Raw genomic sequence first — 19,383 nt, forward strand, 5'->3', positions numbered from 1 at the left:
GCGGAAATCCACCTTTGCAAAAAATTCTTTGCAGGATAACGATCTGTCATTCATCCTTTGAAATGTTGTTTTACTTTTATCTGAGTCCATCTTGAATTTATATGCCGCCCTGCGCCAGCGTGTGGAAAAAACGCCCTGGTACGCCAAACGAAAAAGTTACCGCGTGCTGTTCTGGCGTGAGATCACGCCGCTGGCGGTACCGATCTTCATGGAGAACGCCTGCGTCTTGCTGATGGGGGTGCTAAGCACCTTCCTGGTGAGCTGGATCGGTAAGGAAGCGATGGCCGGCGTGGGGCTGGCGGACAGCTTCAATATGGTGATTATCGCCTTCTTCGCCGCAGTGGATCTGGGCACTACGGTGGTAGTGGCCTTCAGCCTCGGCAAGCGGGATCGCAAAAGAGCGCGCTCGGCGGCGCGCCAGTCGTTGGTGTTGATGACGTTGGTCGCCCTGATATTGGCGGTGGGCATCCACCTGGCGGGCGAGCAGATCATTGACGTGATCGCCGGTGCCGCCACGCCGGAGGTCAAGGCGCTGGCGCTTTCTTATCTGCAAACCACGGTGTGGAGCTACCCGGCCGCCGCCATTGCGCTGATCGGCAGCGGCGCGCTGCGCGGGGCGGGCAATACCAAGATCCCGCTGCTGATCAACGGCGGCATGAATATCCTCAACATCATCATCAGCAGCATTCTGATTTACGGCATGCTGGGCTGGCAGGGGCTGGGCTTTGTCGGTGCAGGGCTGGGGCTGACCCTTTCCCGCTATATCGGTGCCATCGCCATTATTTACGTGCTGATGATTGGGTTTAATCCGGCGCTGCACATCACGCTGAAAAGCTACTTTACACCGTTAAAACTGAACATCCTCTGGGAAGTGCTGGGGATCGGCATCCCCGCCAGCATCGAATCGGTGTTGTTCAACGGCGGCAAATTGCTGACCCAGATGTTCGTCGCCGGCATGGGGACCAACGTCATTGCCGGTAATTTTATCGCCTTTTCCATCGCCTCGTTAATTAACCTGCCGGGTAACGCCCTGGGTTCTGCATCGACGATTATCGTGGGGAAACGTCTGGGAAAAGGGCAGATAGCCCAGGCGGAGCGGCAACTGCGCCACGTTTTCTGGCTGGCGACGATTGGGCTGACGGTGATCGCCTGGGGAACGGCGCCGCTGGCCGGGATGTTCGCCTCGTTTTATAGCCAACAGGACGATGTTAAGGAGGTGGTGAAAGTGCTTATCTGGCTCAACGCCGCCTTTATGCCGATCTGGGCCGCCTCCTGGGTGCTGCCCGCCGGGTTGAAAGGCGCGCGCGACGCCCGCTTTGCCATGTGGGTGTCGATGCTGGGCATGTGGGGCTGCCGCGTGGTGGCCGGTTACACGCTGGGCATTGTATTGGGGATGGGCGTGGTCGGCGTTTGGCTCGGCATGTTTATGGATTGGGCGGTGCGCGGCGCGCTCTTCTACTGGCGCATGGTCAGCGGACGCTGGTTGTGGAAATACCCGCGTATAAAACAGGCAGAGGTTGCGGGAAAAACAATCGCCCGCACCAAGCGAACGGGGGGCTGAAGGTGGCGTGCCTGGCTAGGGGGCCCGGACGTTTTCTTGCCGCCACCTGGCCGGCGATACGCCGTGTACCTGCTTGAAGGCTTTGGAAAAGTGCAGTTGGTTTTCATAACCGACCGAAATACCCACCACCTTGATCGCCGTAGGGCCATTGCTCAGCAGGCTGACGGCGATACTCATGCGAAAATTAAGCAAATACGCCTTGGGGCCGATACCGTAGGCGTTTTTGAACAAGCGGCACAGGTAGCTGCGGTTGATATTGCAGTAGGCGGCCAGGCTCTCAATCGTCAAATGTTCATGGTAGCGGTTTTCAATTTGTTTGACCGCTTTACGCAGATGCTGCGCCTTGTCATCAGGATGTGCCGCCGTGCCCTGCAGCCTATTGTCGATCAGCGCAGAAAAGAACAGGTAACTCAGCCCGAGCACCTTCAGCCGGTGTTCATCGCCGTGGGCAACGATCTGCCGCAGGTAGCCCAGGGCGCTGGCGTTATCGTCCCGCCGGGTGGGCCGATAAATCGGGAATTGACGGCTCAGAAGGCATTCTTCGAAAATCTTGCCGGCGATAAGCCCATCGACCTCCAGCCACATATAGTGCCAGGGATCCCGTTTATCGGCGCAGTAGGTGGTTACGTCGTGCGGGTGGATCAGAAAACCTTCGCCTGCCACGACGGGAAATGAACCGTATTCGCTGTGCAGCACGCCGGTCCCGCTTATCACATAATGAAATAGGTAGTGCTGGCGCACGGCGGGGCCAAAACTGTGGCCTTTATCACAATTCTCCTCCCCGTACTGGTACAGGTTCAGCTCAATATTGTCGGTGCGATTGAGGGTAAAACTCTTGTGCATCAGTCATGGCCTCCATTTTATGCCCACTGTATCAGCGTAGTTGCGGCAGAGTCGCCCGGATACGGCCAGATCCCGACCTGGCTCACACTTTTTGCGGTGCGTCATTTTTCGCCATAACAAGGTCACATTCAGCCATATCTCGCGCACGCGTTGCAGGGTAATTTCAGCGTATCGACAACGGCAGCAGCGGAGAAATACGATGATTAAAGTGACATTTATGGGCGCAGGCAGCACCATCTTCGCCAAGAACGTACTCGGCGACATCATGGCGACGCCGGCATTGAAAGAAGTGGATATCGCGTTGTATGACATCGACAGCGCCCGTCTCAATGAATCTTTCGCCATGCTGAGTAATATCAACCGCAATACCAATGCGGGCAGGGCGAAAATCACCCCTTACCTCGGCGTGGAGAACCGCCGCGCGGCCTTGAAAAACGCCAATTACGTGGTGAATGCCATTCAGGTCGGCGGCTACGATCCTTGCACCATTACCGATTTCACCATTGCCCGCAAATACGGTTTGCAGCAGACGATTGCCGATACGCTGGGGATTGGCGGTATCTTCCGCGCGCTGCGCACCCTTCCGGTGCTGTTTGATTTCGCCCGGGACATCGAAGCGGTCTGCCCGGACGCCTGGCTGCTGAACTATACCAACCCGATGGCGGCAATAACCGGCGCCATGCTGCGCCATACCGAAGTGAAAACCGTGGGGTTGTGCCACAGCGTTCAGGTGTGCGCCGAGACGCTGCTGAAAAGCGTGGATATGCCGACCGACGATGTGCAATTCCACATCGCGGGCATCAACCATATGGCCTGGCTGCTGGACGTTCGCCGCCACGGCGAAGACTTGTACCCGGAAATCAAGCGCCGCGCCAATGCCTTGCAGGGCAAGCATGACGACATGGTGCGCCATGAAATCATGAAAACCTTCGGCTATTACGTGACCGAATCTTCAGAACACAATGCCGAATACATGCCTTACTGGATCAAACGCAATTATCCGGAACTGATTGAGCGCTTCAATATTCCGCTGGATGAATACCCGCGCCGATGTATTGAGCAGATTGAACAGTGGCAGCAACAGAAAGTGGCGCTGACCCATGACGCCAGCCTGACCCATTGCCGCACCCATGAATATGCGTCTTACATTATCGAAGCGATGGAAACCGATCGGCCATACAAGATTGGCGGCAATGTGCTCAACACCGGTTTGATCACCAACCTGCCTGCGGAGGCCTGCGTCGAAGTGCCTTGCCTAGTGGATGGGCAGGGGATCACGCCATGCTACGTCGGCAACTTGCCGGAGCAACTGGCGGCGCTGAACCGTACCAATATCAATACCCAACTGCTGACCATCGAAGCGGCGGTCACGTATAAACGCGAGGCGATCTACCATGCGGCGCTGCTGGATCCGCACACCTCCGCCGAGCTTTCGATTGATGACATCCGCAAATTGTGCGACGAACTGATTGAAGCGCACGGCAACTGGCTTCCCGCCTACCATTAATCGCCGAATTACTCCTATACCTCCTCAAAACGCACAAGGCGCGGGGCTTCCCGCGCCGTTAAAAATGGGATGGTGAGCCATGTTTTATTTGAAAAACAAGAACTTTTGGATCTTCGGTGCCTTCTGTTTTTTCTATTTCTTTATCATGGGCGCGGTGCTGCCGTTCTTTCCGATCTGGCTGCATGACGTCAATCATCTCGATCAGCAACAAACCGGGTTGGTGTTCGCCGGCATGGCGCTGTTTGCCCTGGTGTTCCAGCCGATTTTCGGCTTCGTCACCGACAAGTTTGGTCTGAAGAAACACCTGCTGTGGATGATTATCTTCCTGCTGCTGTTTCTGGCGCCGCTGTTTATCTATGTGTTCTCGCCGCTGCTGCAAAGCAACTTTTTGCTGGGCGCGCTGCTGTGCGGCATTTATCTCGGTTTGGTGTGCAGCGGCGGTTCGCCGGCGATTGAAGCCTATATCGAGAAGGTGAGCCGCCGCAGCCAGTTCGAGTATGGCCGCGCCCGGCTGTTTGGTTGTATCGGCTGGGCGATCTGCGCCTCGATCGTCGGCTATATGTTTACCATTAACAATCAATTCGCATTTTGGCTGGCCTCCAGCTTCGCGCTGGTGCTGGCGGGGTTGCTTTATCTGTTCAAGCCGGAAGAGAACAACGCGCTGGCAGTGGCGGACGGCCTGGCGCTGAACCACAAACCGATCAAGCTGAAAGCGGCGCTGGGGCTGTTGAAAATGCGCAAATTCTGGTGTCTGGTGATGTATATCGTCGGGGTGGCCTGCGTGTACGACGTGTTCGACCAGCAGTTCGCCAACTTCTTCACCTCGTTTTTCCGCGATCGGCATGCCGGCACCCAGGCGTTTGGCTATGTGACCACGCTGGGCGAGTTTCTTAACGCGTTTATCATGTTCTTTGCGCCGTTGATCATCAACCGCATCGGCGGCAAGAATGCGCTGCTGATTGCCGGGATGATTATGTCGGTGCGGATCATCGGTTCGTCGCAGGCGGACTCGGTGACGGCGGTGATTGTCCTCAAGACCCTGCATATGTTCGAAGTGCCGTTCCTGCTGGTGGGCATCTTCAAATACATCACCACCCAGTTTAACGTTAACCTCTCCGCGTCGATTTACCTGTGGGGTTTTTGCTTCTTCAAACAACTGTCGGCCATCGGCATGTCCTATGCGGCGGGGATGATGTACGTCAATTACGGCTTCAAAACCTCTTACCTGATCCTTGGCTGCATCGCGTTGCTGTTTACCCTTATCTCGGCCTTTGCTCTGAGCGGCAAAGCGCGGGTATTGAAGGGGGAAGGCACGCTGCCGCTGGCGGTGAGATAGCGCAAACTGCAACGGGTGCTGTGCCTGTGGCCCCCAAAACTGCTATGGCTGAAGGGGCTCTGCATTTGTTGGCCGTCATTCAGGCGGATGTCGTTGAGGGGCCGGCAAGGCGATACACCCTGGCGTTCCAGTAGCTGTTGCCTGATTGGCCGTGAAGCTGCCAGCCGGCCTTTTTCAATTTATTGGCAATCAGGCTGTTCATTACGCCATGCCCCAACAGCAGTACTGTCCCCTGAGCCGCCGCGAGATCGGTCAGCTTGCTGCTGGCGGCCGCGGCGCGTTTTTTGGCTGACGACAAGGATTCGACATTTTTCGCGTAGCCGCACAGCCACAGAAGACGAAAAATCACCACCCAATGCAAGGGGCGTAAACGTAAAAGCGGTACGGATAACACCGGCAGCTCGGCTTCGCAGAACAGGGCGTCGCTCTCGTGGGGTTGCAGGCCCAGCAAAGTCAGGGAAGCCAAGGCTCTTGGCAGGGTACTGGCGACGACATACCGGGGTTGCGCGGACAGCGTCCTGGCGTTTTCGGGCGGCGTATCGGCGATGCCCGCACGATTGTATTGATCGATCCAGGTTCGCATCTCGCGGGCGTGCCGAAGCTTGTCGGTATCGATGTCTGGCTGACCATGACGCAGTAGAATGATGTCCATTTATCGCCCTCCCATTGGCGGCGCATTATGGCACAGCGCCGATAAGTGGGCAGCGGTTTGCACGGCCTGACGCACCGGATGCTAATCGGTTGATGCGAAGGAATATTCGGGGGAGATGAGGGCAGTCCGCAAGGGGGATAGAGCACGCCGGATGGCGTGCTCCAGGGTAGGACTCTCTTGGGCGATTACTTCTTCTCGTCCGGCAGAGCGTAAGCGACGATGTAGTCGCCCAGCTTGGTGCCGAAGGAGCCATGCCCGCCTGCGGAAATCACCACGAACTGCTTGCCGTTAACCTCATAGGTCATTGGCGTTGCCTGGCCACCGGCCGGCAGACGCGCTTCCCACAGTTTGTCGCCGTTGGTTACGCTGAAGGCGCGCAGGTAGTTGTCCGCGGTTGCGCCAATGAAGAACACATTACCGGCGGTAGAAACCGGCCCGCCCAACATCGGCATGCCCATCTTGAACGGCAGCGGCAACGGAGAGCTGTCGCGCACGGTACCGATGCGTTTTTTCCACACGATGTCGTTGGTTTTCAGGTCTACGGCGGAAATATAACCCCATGCCGGCTGTTTGCAAGGCAGGCCAAACGGCGACAAGAACGGGTTCAGGGTCACGCCGAACGGCACGCCATACTGTGGCTGCACGCCGGCTTCGGTGCCGCTGCCGCCTTTGTCGCCGGCCGGTGGTTCAATCGGGTTGCCCGGGCCGCGTGGGATCAGTTTGGACACGAACGGCAGCGCGATCGGGTTGGCGATGGCGATTTGACGGTCGGTGTCGACAGACAGGCCGCCCCATTCGAACATGCCGAGGTTGCCCGGGAACACCAGCGTACCCTGCTCGGAAGGCGGGGTGAAGGTGCCTTCGTAACGCAGGCTGTGGAACATCACCCGGCAGACCAATTGGTCATAGATGGTCGCGCCCCACATATCCGCGCCGGTCAGTTTTTTCTCCGGACGGAAAGTCAGCTCGGAGAACGGCTGGGTAGGTGACAGGCGGTCGCCCTTGGCCGGGCCTTGCGGAACCGGTTTTTCTGGCGCCGGTACCACCAATTCGCCGTTGGTGCGGTTCAGCACGAAGATGTTGCCGGTTTTGGTCGGCACATAAATCACCGGTACCTTGTTGCCGCTCTTGTCGGTGATATCCGCCAGAGTAGGCTGAGCCGGCACGTCCATATCCCACAGATCATGGTGCACGGTCTGATAGAACCAGGCCAGCTTGCCGGTGGAGGCATTCAGCGCCAACAGGCCGCTGGCATAACGTTCCATTTCCGGCGTGCGGTCGCCGCCCCAGATATCCGGGGTGGTGACGCCCATCGGCAGATAGACGATGTCCAGTTTGGCGTCATAGGCGGCAGGCGCCCAGGAGTTCGGTGAGTTCGGCGTGAAATGGTGCTCGTCCGCCGGGATGGCGTTCGGATCTTTGGCGCCCGGATCAAAGGCCCACAGCAGCTTGCCGCTGTTGACGTCAAACCCGCGGATCACGCCCGAAGGCTCACGGTTGGAGTAGTTATCGGTAACCGCACCGGCAACGACAATCACCTTATCGGTGATCACCGGCGGCGACGTCGGCTCATAGTGGCCTGGGGTCGCATACGGCATATTGCTTTGCAGATTCAACTCGCCGTTATTGGCGAAATCGGCGCAGGGTTTGCCGGTTTCCGCATCCAGAGCAAACAGACGGCCGTCATTCACCGGCAGAATAATGCGGCGTGCGCACTGTGCCGGAGAGGCATCGGTCGTTGCAGCGGCCGCTGCGGTGGTTTCATGGTAAGAAACGCCGCGGCAGGTGATGTGCTGGAAGGTCGGGTTGAATTTCAACTGAGGGTCGAACTTCCACTTCTCTTTACCGGTAGCGGCATCCAGCGCGAACAACTTCTGGTGAGGCGTACAGAGATAAAGCGTGTCGCGGATTTTAATCGGGGTGACTTCGTTGGTGATTTCACCCGGATCGTTGGCGGTTTTCAGGTCACCGGTCTGGAAGGTCCAGGCTTCCTTGAGTTGGCCAACGTTTTTGTCATTGATTTGGCTCAGCGGGGAATAGCGAGTGCCTTCCTGCGTGCGGCCATAAGCCGGCCAGTCGGCGGCAGACGCGTCGGTTTCGGCCTTGACCTGCGCCGGTTCAAGGGTGCCGTGAATCTCTTGCGGATCGTTAAACACCGCATAGGCCAGAACGCCCACGGTGAACACCAGCACAATGCTTAACGCAGCGTACGCCAGCTTGCCGTTGGCGATAAGCCGACGATAGATAAAGGGCAACACCAGCCACAGGCCGAAGAAGAAGGTGACGTCCAGACGCGGCGTCAGCGCCCAGAAATCCGGGCCGACTTCCCACAGCGCCCAGACCGTGGTACCGAGCAGAAAGAGGGCGTACACCAACAGCGCGGTGGCGCGGCGGCGCAACAGCAACCAGGCGGTTACCAACAAGACCGCGCCGGCGATGATGTAGTACAACGAACCGCCGAGCTTCGCCAACCAGATGCCCCCGGCCAGCAGATAGAGCCCGCTCAACACGGCGAACAGCGCCGTTATGATGACGAGCGGCGACAATGACGCTTTATTTTGCATAGTATTATCCTTACCAAAAATGAAAAGTCCCCGATTTAGAGATTAAGCCAAATCAAAAAAAACACTCGGTTTCTCCTTAAAAAACCAGGGTGACACAAACCCTGTCCCGCGTTTTAACCTTAGGGTGCTTTGCTTTCTCCAAAGAGAGACGCTGGCACGGGTGATAGCCTTGGTTGCCGCCCGGTCTTGGTTTTATCATTGGTCAACCGATCGTTGTTACCGGTAACGGTGCGAGAGTATCCGGATGCTTCCAGCGGGTGTCAATGCCCCGATATTTATTTCCAACACTATTGCCGCACAGACACAGGGGATATTTGGCCGTGCCGCGATCGTGTTCGCGGGAGGCCGTCAATGATGCGGTCATCCTCCAGGAATTTACTTATTAAAGGATGCGTTGCTTTAATTCGTCAATTTAAATATAAATAACAAATACTTTTATTTTTATTATTTTGAAATTCTATTTGTTCTGCATTGTTATTATTTTTCTTGTCGTTATATTGTGGTGTGAATCTGGTTTTTATCTGCAATATTTTATTTTATTCATTGTTTTCATTGTCTTTTATTTATTTTTATTTTGCGTGTAATTTCCGTTAAAAATAAAATAACATTCGATCCCGTACTTTTCTTAATAGTTTGCATTAACAGGTCGCCTATTTTGCAGCGGAGGCGCTGTCGTGCTGCGTCAATACCAAAAAAACATATAAATATGGATGATGATAAAAAGGGGTTAAATTAATGAAAGTGATTTTCGCATCGCCTTATACCCAGACTTTCTGGAATGAGTATGTACTTAATCCTCAATCCTGTGAATATAATCTGGTGCTTGACCAAACCATCGAGGGTGATCTGGATATCAACCGTCTGCGTGTTGCGGTGGAGGAATTGAGTCGAAACTATCTTCTTTTTCACCATGTGCTGGATGATAAATACCCGCAACTGCGGTGGGTAAAAACGACAAAGAACATCACCCTTGAAATCATCGCTGCAGATTGTGACGTCAGCACATTGATCAATACGCCTTTCGATCTCAGAGAAGGGCCGCTGTGCCGGTTTTATCTAATGGAACTGGCGCCGCAACGCTATAATTTTATTACTGTTGTCCACCACGTCCTGATCGATGGCCTGGCGGGCCAAGAGTTTTATAATATCATTTCCACTTATTACAATAATCCGAAGGCGACGGAGTTGCCGGCCGGCAATATCGATGACCTCAATGTGTTGTATCGACAATATGAGGACGATATTTCAAGGCTCAAACAAACATTCATGTCGCGCACCTTCTGGCGCGATCTGCTGGCTGACTGCCCGCCACGCGTAGAACTGCCTTATCTCACCGACCCGTCCCTTTCAGCGGACAGCGCCGGAGAAGTCCGTTTCGCGCTGCCTTTTTCCGAATGGCAAAATCTGAAATCCGGCGTTAAATACGCCAATCCTTTCCTGATATTCAAAACGCTGTGGGCCTTGCTGATTGCCCGCCAGTCGCCGCAAGAGAGGGTGTATATCGGCTATCCCGTCGCCGCAGAGGGAGGCGATGCGCTGTACTACGGCGCACAGGTCAATACTGCCGTTTTTCCGCTGACGCTGTCGCCGGGGGCCACCTTCAGCCAGCTCTATCGGGCGAGCCTGGGCTACAGCAAAGCGCTAAAAGCCACGGGCAAACTGCGGCACAGCAAACTGCCGATTTACGACATTTTGGATCAAAGCCCGATCCGCCAGTTGAACGTCAACTTTACGCAAGCCTATCTCAAAGATGCGCCGCTGAGTCTCGCGGGGTGCCGGGTTGGCGTTAATCACCGTTTCAACGTCGATCTGGCCGGTTCTGAGCTGCTTCTGGAGTACCAGCCTTCCGAACGGGCCTTTGAATTCAGATTACGCTACCGGCGGGATTTGTTCGATGAGACGCAAATGGTTGAAATGGCGGAACAGTACGGCCATCTGTTGCGCAGCGCGCTGAGTGACCCGGATCTGCCGATCGCTTCGCTGCCTCAGTTGACGCCGCCACAGACCCGGCGTTTGAACGATCACTGGGCCAGCGGCCAGGATGCGTCGCCGGAGCAGACAGCGAGCTTGTTCGGCGACGTCGAAAGGCATGCCCGTCTTCATCCTGAACGCATCGCGCTGACCGACGCTCGCGTTGAACTCAGCTACGGGCAGTTGGCGCAGCGCAGCGATCAACTGGCGCAGCGGCTGCGCACTGAGTACCTGAGGCTGCACGGCGAGGAGATGCTTCCGGATACGCCGATCCCATTGTATTTGCCGCGCAGCGCGGATGCGGTGGTGGCGATGTTGGCCGTCATGAAGGCGGGCGGCGCCTATGTGCCGTTGGATCCTGACGCACCGGCGCAGCGGCTGGCTTATATCCTGCAGGACGTGAACAGCCCGATTATCATGACCGATACCGCGCTGCATGCCGCCGCTCAGCACTTGTCGCCGGGCAGCCTCTGCCTGTTGGCGGATGTACTGCGGGAAGAAAGTGGGGCGATCGCGTTACCGAGGGTGAGTGCCCGGCAGTTGGCCTATGTGATTTACACCTCCGGCACCACCGGTCGGCCAAAAGGTACGCTGTGCGAACATCAGGGGGCCGTGAATATGGTTGAGGGGCATACCCGGCGTTTGCTGCACCGGGAGCCCGGCGTGCTCAACTGTTTGCAATTTGCCTCGCTGGCCTTCGACGCGCACGTGTTTGAAGTGTTCGTGGCGCTGGGCAACGGGTACCGTCTGTTTATCGCCAGTGAAGAGCAACGCCGGGATCCGGCGTTGTTGTGCGAGCAAATGGCGGCATGGCAGATTCATTTTTGCTTCCTGCCGCCGGCGTTGCTTAACACCTTACCGGCGCTGCCGGCCTCGGTGCGGCATCTGGCCATGGGGGGAGAAGCGGCCTCACTGGCCGTGCTCGATCATTATCTGGCGAGGGGCCTGCAGGTAGCCAATATGTATGGGCCGACCGAAGCCTCGGTCAGCGTCAGCCTCAACCTTTATCGCCGCAACGGCGCGCGTAATATCGGCCAGGCTATCGCCAACATGCGCTGTTACGTGGTGGACGAGCATTTCAATCTGCTGCCGCTGGGGGCTGAAGGTGAGCTGTGTCTGGCCGGTATCGGCCTGGCTCGTGGATATCTGAACCTGCCGGCACTGACGGCATCCGTTTTTATTGCCAACCCTTTCAGCCAAGAGGCGGCGTACCGCCGTCTGTATCGCACCGGCGATCGGGTGCGCCGCCTGGCCGATAACGGTCTGGAATACCTTGGCCGCCACGATCAGCAGGTCAAGATCCACGGTTATCGCATTGAACTGGGCGAAATAGAAATGCAGATGCGCGCCATAGCGGAAGTGGCCGAAGCGGTGGTGGCCGCACGGCCGGAAACGGCGACGCAGCTGGTGGCCTGGTATGTGTTGCAGCCCGGCAGTCGGTTGACCGCCGACGATATCCTGCAACGACTGGCGGCGCAGTTGCCGCACTATATGCTGCCGACGGCGCTGATGGCGCTGCCGTCGATCCCGCTGACGGTAAGCCGGAAAGTGGATTACCGGGCGTTACCGGAGCCTACCCCGCGAGAACGACAAACCGCGTTCCGCCAGCCTGGCACTCCGCTGGAAAGCCAACTGCTGGCGCTGTTCAACCGGCTGCTGGGTTGCCAGGCGGGCGTAGACGATCACTTTTTCCGCCTGGGCGGCAACTCCATCATGGCCATCAGGCTTTGCCACGAAGTCAATAAGCTGCTGGGGGCGAAGATCTCGGCGTTGACGCTGAACCAGTGCCCGACGGTGGCGGCATTAAGCGAACATATCAATCGGCAGCAACAAGCGTCGGAGGACAGGGCGATTAACGCCAGCGGGTTGCTGGAAGCGCCGCTGTCCTTCCAGCAATCCCGGCTGTGGTTTATGCAGCAGTTGTCGGGGGGCGCTACGCACTATCTTTCCCCTGTGCTGCTGCGGTTGGCCGCCGGCATTGACTGCGAGCTTTTCATCAAAAGTCTGCAAGCGCTGGCGGTGCGTCATCAGGTGCTGCGCAGCCTGATCCGCCAGGATGAGCGGGGAGAGGCCAGCCAATGGGTCAGCGAGGAGATATTGCCGGTGCCGTTCTACCCGTTGAGCGCCGAGGCGTTTTCCACCGCGCTGTCGCAGGCGCTACAACAGCCGATGGATCTCACCCGCGAGCTGCCGTTGCGGGCGGCGCTTTACCGCTATCCTGAGTCTACGGGAGACGAGACAACCGCCTGCCTGCTGGTTTTCCACCATATCGCTTTTGATGGCTGGTCGCTGGAGGTGCTGTTGCAGGAGCTGGATAGGCTCTATCGTCATTTTCAGCACCCGTCGGTCAACCCGCCTGCGGTACCGGGTTTGCAGTACCTCGATTATGCGCTTTGGCAGCATGCTCCGGAGAACGCAAGCCGGCAAACGGACGATCTGGCCTTCTGGCTGCGAGAGTTGGACGGTTGCCAACAGCTCGATATTCCCTTGGATTTCGTCCGACCTGGCGCCTTCGACGTACGCGGCGACAACGTTGAAGTGGTGTTACCGGCGGAACTGGTAGCCTCGCTTGACGCACTTGCTCGCAGAGAAGGAGTTACGTTGCATGCGGTACTGCTGGCGGGATTCACCCTGTTGTTGTCGCGTTATACCGGCCAGGATGACGTGATGGTGGGGACGCCGCTGGCTAATCGCGGCCGGCCGGAGCTGGAGGGGATCATAGGGTTCTTCGTCAATACGATGCCGCTGCGCCACCGGCTGGATCATCAGCATAGCGTAACGGCGTTTATCCACAAGGTTGCGGCCACCACGCTCCAGGCCCAGCAGCATCAGGAACTGTCGCTGGAACGATTGGTCGACAGTCTGAAGCTGCCGCGCGACTTCTCTCGGCATCCGTTGTTTCAGGTGATGTTCGCGCTGGAAAGCGACGCCAATGCGCCGGAGCGCCCGGATTGGCTGTCCGTCGTCGATCTGAGCGACCATGAGCGGACCGCCAAGTTCGATCTGACCCTGACCCTGACGCCGGATGAACCGCGGATGCGCGCCCGTTTCAACTTTGCCGTGGCGCTGTTCGGCCAAGCCTCGATAAAGCGGCTGGCAGGTTACTACGTCGCCATTTTGCAGCAGATGGCGCAGCATAACGACTGGCCGCTGGAAAACATCAGCCTGCAACCGCAGTGCCCGGTAGCGCAACCGATGCCGGCACTCGCCGGTTCATTCGAACGTACTCTGCAACATGACTTTATCCGCCATGCCCAGCGTAATCCCCAGGCGGTGGCGGTGATCGACGAGCAGGGCGAAATGACCTACGGCGAACTGTACGAGGCGGCGCTGACGCTTTCTACCCAACTGCGTCGACAGGGGCCTGTCACCGGCGAGGCTATCGCTATCCTGGTCGAAAAAGGGCGCCGACAGCCGGTCGCCATATTGGCGACGCTGATGTGCGGCAAGGCGTTTTTGCCGATGGATACGAGCTGGCCGCCGCAGCGGCGGTTGAAGGTGATGGCGCAGGCCGGCATCAATACGCTGTTGAGCAGCGCGCCCTGGCCGACCCGCGAGATTAACGTTATCGAACTGGGCGCCGATGGTCTTGCCCGGCAACTGCCGGTGACCACGCCGCTGCTGTCGGCGATTGACGCCGAACCGGGCAGCCTTGCCTATATCATTTTCACGTCGGGTTCGACCGGGACGCCAAAAGGCGTGGCGATCGAGCACCGCAGCGTGGTGAGCACGCTCGACGCCACTCGGCGCCATTTTTCCCTCGACGAGCGGGATCGCAGCCTGGCGATCAGCGCACTGAGCTTTGACCTGGCGATATACGATATTTTCAGCCCGTTGAGCACCGGCGGCGCAGTGGTCATGCCGGCCGAGCGGGACCGGGTCAGCCCGCAGGCCTGGTATCAATTGATGATTGATCACCGGGTTACGGTATGGCTGAGCGCCCCGGCGTTAATGGAGCTGTTGCTGGACTATGTCAAAGGCGCAGGGCTGATGTCCGGCCCTGTGCCGGCGCTGCGTACGGTGATGGTGGGCGGCGACTGGATCGCCACTTCACTGCCGGCGCGTTGTCGCGAATGGGCGCCGCGCAGCCGCTTTTTCAGCGCCGGCGGTGCTACCGAATCGGCGATATTCTCGATGCTGTACGAGGTGTCAGGCGATCAAGCCATTTTGTCGGCCAGCATCCCCTACGGCAAACCCTTGGCTTACCAGCGCTGCTATATCCTGGACGCCTGGCTGCGGCCGGCACCTGTTGGCGCCAGGGGAGAGATCTACCTGGCCGGTGCGGGGCTGGCGCGCGGTTATTATGGTGACCCGCAGCGAACCGCAGACAGTTTTTTTTGGCATGAACAGCTGCAGGATCGCGTCTATCGCACCGGTGACGCCGGTCGTCTGCTTGAAGACGGCAATGTTGAGTTTATGGGGCGCATCGATCAGCAAATCAAACTCAATGGCTACCGCATCGAGTTGGGCGAAATTGAAAATATCGCACTGTCTTATCCCACCGTCACCGCTTGCTGCGTGGCGTTGATGACTCAGCCGCAGCCCTACCTGGCCGCCTATTTTGTCGCCGACGACGCGACAGATACTCGTGCGTTGGCGCAACACCTGAGCGGCCAACTGCCGCAGTATATGATGCCGCAGGCGTTTATCCAGTTGGCGCGGTTACCGCTTACCGAGAACGGTAAAGTCGCCCGCCAGGCGCTGCCGCAGCCAGAGAGGGAACCGCCTGCGTTCGCCGCTGCGGAAAATGCCTGGGAGAGCGCCTGCGTTGAGGTCTGGCGTGAATTGCTGCAACGATCGGACGTCGGCGTGGAAGACAATTTCTTCTCGCTGGGCGGCAATTCGATTCTGGCGATCCAGGCCTGCTATCAGATCGGCCGGCGGTTGCAACGTGAGGTCACGCTGAGCGAACTGGGGCAGTTCCCGACCATCCGTTCCCTGTGCCAGGCCCTGCGGCAGATCGGCGACGGCGAAGCGCCGTTGTTGATACCGGCGTTGCAACGGCAGGCTTACCCGTTGTCGTCTTCGCAAATGCAACTGTGGTTTATCGAAAATCTGAACGGCGGCAGCAACCTCTATCATGTACCTATGCTGTTTCGTCTCGACGAGGACGTCTGCGTGGCGGCTTATGCCGAAAGCCTGCAGGCGATTGTTGCCCGTCATCAGGTGCTGCATAGCTTGATTGGCCAGACGCAGTCTCATACCGCCGTTTCCCAATCTTGCGCGCTGACGCTGTGCGTGGAGCGACTGACGCTTGATACGCAATGCTGGCGGGATCGGCTGACGCAGGATATCGACCGACCCTTCGCGCTCGATGCCGAGCTGCCGATCCGCGCGATTATCTATGAGCTCATGCACCCGGACGGGGGCCGCGAGCGTTACAGCCTGATCCTGGTACACCATCTGGCGTTCGACGGCTGGTCGCAGCGGCTGTTTCTGCAGGAACTGGACAGCCTGTATCAAACACAGCGGCAGGGGCGACCGCCGGCGTTGCCGGCGCTGGCGCTGCAATACGGCGATTATGCCGTCTGGCAGCAGGAATACCTGGGATCGGCGCAGGCCGAAGGGGTGAAGTCCTACTGGCAGCAGCGGCTGGCGGGGTGGCAAATGCTGGAGATGCCGCTCGACTTTGTGCGCCCGGCCCAGTTTGACCATAGTGGTGCCCATCACACCGTCAGCTTGCCTGAAGCGCTGATCGCGCAGGCGGAGCAGTTTGCTCAGCGCGAGGGAGTAACGCCTTTTGCATTGTATCTGGCGGCGTTTAACCTGTTGCTCGGCTGCTTCAGCGGTCAGCAGGATATCCTGGTCGGCACGCCGGTCGCTAACCGTCCGACGGAGGAAACGCGCTCGGCGATCGGCTTTTTTGTCAACACTCTGCCGCTGCGTTCGCAGATCGTCGACGGTCAGCCGCTGGCCGACTATGTGCATCAGGTGTTCGATGGCGTTCTACAGGCGCAGAAATACCAGCACTTGCCGCTGGACCACTTGATCGATCTGCTGCAGGTGCCGCGCGATCTGTCACGGCATCCGTTGTTCCAGGTGCTGTTCGTGCTGGAGGATGACGGCGCGCAGCCGTCGCCGGAATGGCTGAAGCCGCAAAGCCTGATGGAACACTATCAGGCGGCGAAGTTTGACCTGACGTTGAGCATCCAATTGGCGCAGGGCGCCGGGGAAGCGGTATTCAACTACGCCACCGCGCTGTTCAGCCCAGCCACGCTGGAGCGGCTATCCGGCTATTATCTGGCGATCCTGCAGCAAATCGTCGAACATGGCGATCTGCGCGTCAGCCAACTGACGCTGGTGCCGGCCGCGGAGGTGGCGCGCCAACGCGCCCTCCGCCAGTCCTGCCCGCCGCGCTATGACTTCGAGCGTGCCATCCACCATGATTTTATCCAGCAGGCTACCCGCTATCCGCACCGGGTGGCGATCGTCGACAGCCTCGGCGAACTGAGTTATGGCGAACTGTACCGGGCCGCGCTGACCCTGTCGCTGCAACTGCGTGAGCACGCGGATATGACAGCCGAAACCCTGGCGGTAATGATCGACAAGGGACGGGCACAAATTATCGCGGTGCTGGCGGTGGTGATGGCCGGAAAGGCCTATCTGCCGTTGGATGGCGCCTGGCCGGAACGCCGTTGCCTGGACATTATCGACCAGTCGCAGACCAAGGTGATCCTCAGCAGCCGGCCGTGGCAGGAAACCGGCGGGGCCAGACTGCTGGTTGTCGATCCGCAAGGCGCGGTAGCCGAATTACCGCCTGTAACTGCGGGTGAACCGCTGCTGCCGGAACCTTCAGCGCTGGCCTATGTGATCTTCACCTCCGGCTCCACCGGCGCGCCGAAAGGGGTGGCGATAGAGCATCGCGGTGCGGTGAACAGCATAGTCGATACCTTGCAGCAATTGGGGCTCGGCGCGGAGGATCGGGGATTGGCGCTTAGCGCCCTGAGCTTCGACATCTCGGTATTCGATATTTTTGGCCTGCTGTCGGCGGGCGGGACTATAGTGATGCCGTCCGAAGCCGAACGCTACCAGCCCCAGGCCTGGCATCGCTTGTTGATGACCCAGGGCGTGACCTTCTGGAACTCGGCACCTTCGGTGATGACTTTGCTGGTTGAACAGCGTGAAGCCGGGGGGGCAGGGGCGTGTTGGCCAGCGCTGCGCAATGTGGTGCTGGTGGGTGAGGTCATTTCCCGGCGGTTGCCGGCCCGCATTCGCCAGTGGCGACCGGGTTGCCGGGTGATCAGCGCCGGTGGCGCAACCGAAAGTTCCATTTGGTCGATCCTGTATGACATTCCGGAAACGCCGATAACCGCGCCCAGCGTGCCTTATGGGCAGGCGATGGCGCATCAGCGCTTCTACGTGCTGGATCGTCATCTGCGGCTGCTGCCGCCTTGCCTGCCGGGCGAACAATACATCGGCGGGGCCGGAGTGGCCCGCGGCTATTACCGTAATCCGTCGCTGACCGACGATAAGTTTATTTATCATCCTGAACTGGGGGAGCGGTTGTACCGTACCGGCGATGCCGGCCGTTACCTGCCGGACGGCAATCTGGAGTTTCTTGGGCGGATGGATTTCCAGGTCAAAATCAACGGTTATCGGGTGGAACTGGCGGAGGTCGAACAGAGCGCGTTGGCGTTTGGTTCGATAAAATCCTGTTGCGCCATTGTATTGCAGGAGGCGTCACAGCATCGGCTGGCGCTGTACTACGTCAGCGATGAACCGCTGGCGGAACCGGCTCTGCTGGCGTTTATGAGCCGTCGGCTGCCGTTGTACATGATCCCTACCGCGCTGATGCGCCTGAAGGCCTTGCCGTACAACTCCAGCGGCAAGCTGGATCGTAAAGCGCTGCCTGCGCCGGCGGCACGTGAACTCAATGACTATGTCGCGCCGGAGAATGTGCTGGAACAACGGCTGTGTGCGCTGTGGCGGCAGGCATTGCAGTGCGATCGGGTCGGTATGACGGATGATTTCTTCCAACTGGGCGGCTCCTCAATCCGGGCGATCTCGCTGTGCCTCAGCATGGCTGAGCTGCTGGGCACGCCGGTCCCGGTGGTCAGGCTGTTCCAGCACCGTACGTTGAGAAATTTACTGGCGGCGGGTGAACAACCTTTGGTGATGCCGCTCAATCGGCCGGTCAGCGATGCGCCTGCGCTGTGGATGATTCACCCGGCGTTGGTGGGCGCGGAAGCCTTTCATTCCCTGGCTCAGGAATTGCAGGGGAAAATAAACTGTTATGGTGTTGATAATTATAATCTTTACCACAGGCCGGCCATAGATTCTCTCGGTAACATCGCCGAGCTGTATCTGAGTGAAATGACCGCCAACGGCCTGCTGAACCAGGCAGGGGCGGTGCGGATCCTGGGCTGGTCATTGGGGGGCGTCATTGCGTTGGAGATCGCCGCCAGGCTGGAGGCGCGCGGGTATCGCGACGTCAGCCTTTATCTGCTGGACAGTTTCTATCGGCAAACGGCGGCAGAGCTACCGCTTGAGGAATTGCTGTCGGCGTTGGGCATGGACGGCGATGCGGCCCGGCGCGCCACGGCGGTAGCGCAGGCTGAACAGCGCCTGGCGGGGGGAACGCTGAGCCGCAAACTGCAAACTACAAACTACCCGGGTAACGCTGTTCAAGGCGATGCAAGCGAACCCTCAACTGCCGCAAGGCGTGATGGCGCCGCTGCTGGCGGTAGCGGACAACGGCCTGAGCGCCGCTTGCGAACATTTGACGGTGATCCCGTTGGCCTGCCACCACCACAACATTCTGCAATGCGCGGAGGACATAGCAGCGGGGCTTGACGCCGAATAATGATGCAGATGAGGGTGACGGCAGGCACCCTCGTTTCAACGCATAGGTCCTTGTGAATTTTGCTATCTGGTCCCGGCGGCGCGGCGTTATCTTTCTCATCGCGCTATCTTAACGGGAGCACCCAGTGAAATGACGCGCAGCGTCTA

Annotated in this window: 7 protein-coding genes; 4 read left to right on the forward strand and 3 right to left on the reverse strand. The window is 58.4% G+C overall.

Annotated features, from left to right (window positions below; all coding sequences use genetic code 11):
* Positions 1–91 precede the first annotated feature (91 nt).
* Positions 92–1,561, forward strand: a complete 1,470-nt coding sequence (locus V2S86_RS03850) for an EmmdR/YeeO family multidrug/toxin efflux MATE transporter (protein ID WP_330761302.1) — start codon at positions 92–94, stop codon at positions 1,559–1,561.
* 15 nt (positions 1,562–1,576) lie between these two features.
* Here the strand turns inward: V2S86_RS03850 and V2S86_RS03855 are convergent, their stop codons facing one another.
* Positions 1,577–2,404, reverse strand: a complete 828-nt coding sequence (locus tag V2S86_RS03855; protein ID WP_330761303.1) for an AraC family transcriptional regulator — start codon at positions 2,402–2,404, stop codon at positions 1,577–1,579.
* Positions 2,405–2,603: 199 nt separating this feature from the next.
* Between V2S86_RS03855 and V2S86_RS03860 the strand changes: the two genes are divergently transcribed.
* Together V2S86_RS03860 and V2S86_RS03865 are read left to right on the forward strand one after the other, a co-directional pair.
* The gene (locus V2S86_RS03860; RefSeq protein ID WP_330761304.1) at positions 2,604–3,911 is read left to right on the forward strand and encodes an alpha-glucosidase/alpha-galactosidase; all 1,308 of its coding nucleotides are present in this window, start codon (positions 2,604–2,606) and stop codon (positions 3,909–3,911) included.
* A gap of 79 nt (positions 3,912–3,990) precedes the next feature.
* A complete protein-coding gene (locus V2S86_RS03865) occupies positions 3,991–5,247 on the forward strand; it encodes an MFS transporter (RefSeq protein WP_330761305.1) in 1,257 nt (418 codons plus the stop codon).
* A 79-nt stretch (positions 5,248–5,326) separates the two neighbouring features.
* Here V2S86_RS03865 and V2S86_RS03870 read toward each other — a convergent pair whose 3' ends face one another.
* Both V2S86_RS03870 and V2S86_RS03875 read right to left on the reverse strand, forming a co-directional pair.
* A complete protein-coding gene (locus V2S86_RS03870) occupies positions 5,327–5,899 on the reverse strand; it encodes a phosphoglycerate mutase (protein WP_330761306.1) in 573 nt (190 codons plus the stop codon).
* A 185-nt stretch (positions 5,900–6,084) separates the two neighbouring features.
* On the reverse strand, positions 6,085–8,463 hold the full coding sequence (locus tag V2S86_RS03875; RefSeq protein WP_330761307.1) for a glucose/quinate/shikimate family membrane-bound PQQ-dependent dehydrogenase: 2,379 nt from the start codon (positions 8,461–8,463) through the stop codon (positions 6,085–6,087).
* A 735-nt stretch (positions 8,464–9,198) separates the two neighbouring features.
* Between V2S86_RS03875 and V2S86_RS03880 the strand changes: the two genes are divergently transcribed.
* Entirely contained in the window at positions 9,199–19,227 is a 10,029-nt protein-coding gene (locus V2S86_RS03880; RefSeq protein ID WP_330761308.1) for a non-ribosomal peptide synthetase, read from the forward strand.
* The last annotated feature ends 156 nt before the right edge of the window (positions 19,228–19,383 follow it).

The sequence above is a fragment of the Serratia sp. C2(1) genome, from assembly GCF_036352655.1.
GTDB classification, from domain to species: domain Bacteria; phylum Pseudomonadota; class Gammaproteobacteria; order Enterobacterales; family Enterobacteriaceae; genus Serratia; species Serratia inhibens.

Coding starts and splice junctions, on each gene's coding strand:
- V2S86_RS03860 (WP_330761304.1), top strand. CDS start 2,604: ATGATTAAAGTGACATTTATGGGCGCAGGCAGCACCATCTTCGCCAAG.
- V2S86_RS03870 (WP_330761306.1), bottom strand. CDS start 5,899: ATGGACATCATTCTACTGCGTCATGGTCAGCCAGACATCGATACCGAC.
- V2S86_RS03865 (WP_330761305.1), top strand. CDS start 3,991: ATGTTTTATTTGAAAAACAAGAACTTTTGGATCTTCGGTGCCTTCTGT.
- V2S86_RS03875 (WP_330761307.1), bottom strand. CDS start 8,463: ATGCAAAATAAAGCGTCATTGTCGCCGCTCGTCATCATAACGGCGCTG.
- V2S86_RS03855 (WP_330761303.1), bottom strand. CDS start 2,404: ATGCACAAGAGTTTTACCCTCAATCGCACCGACAATATTGAGCTGAAC.
- V2S86_RS03880 (WP_330761308.1), top strand. CDS start 9,199: ATGAAAGTGATTTTCGCATCGCCTTATACCCAGACTTTCTGGAATGAG.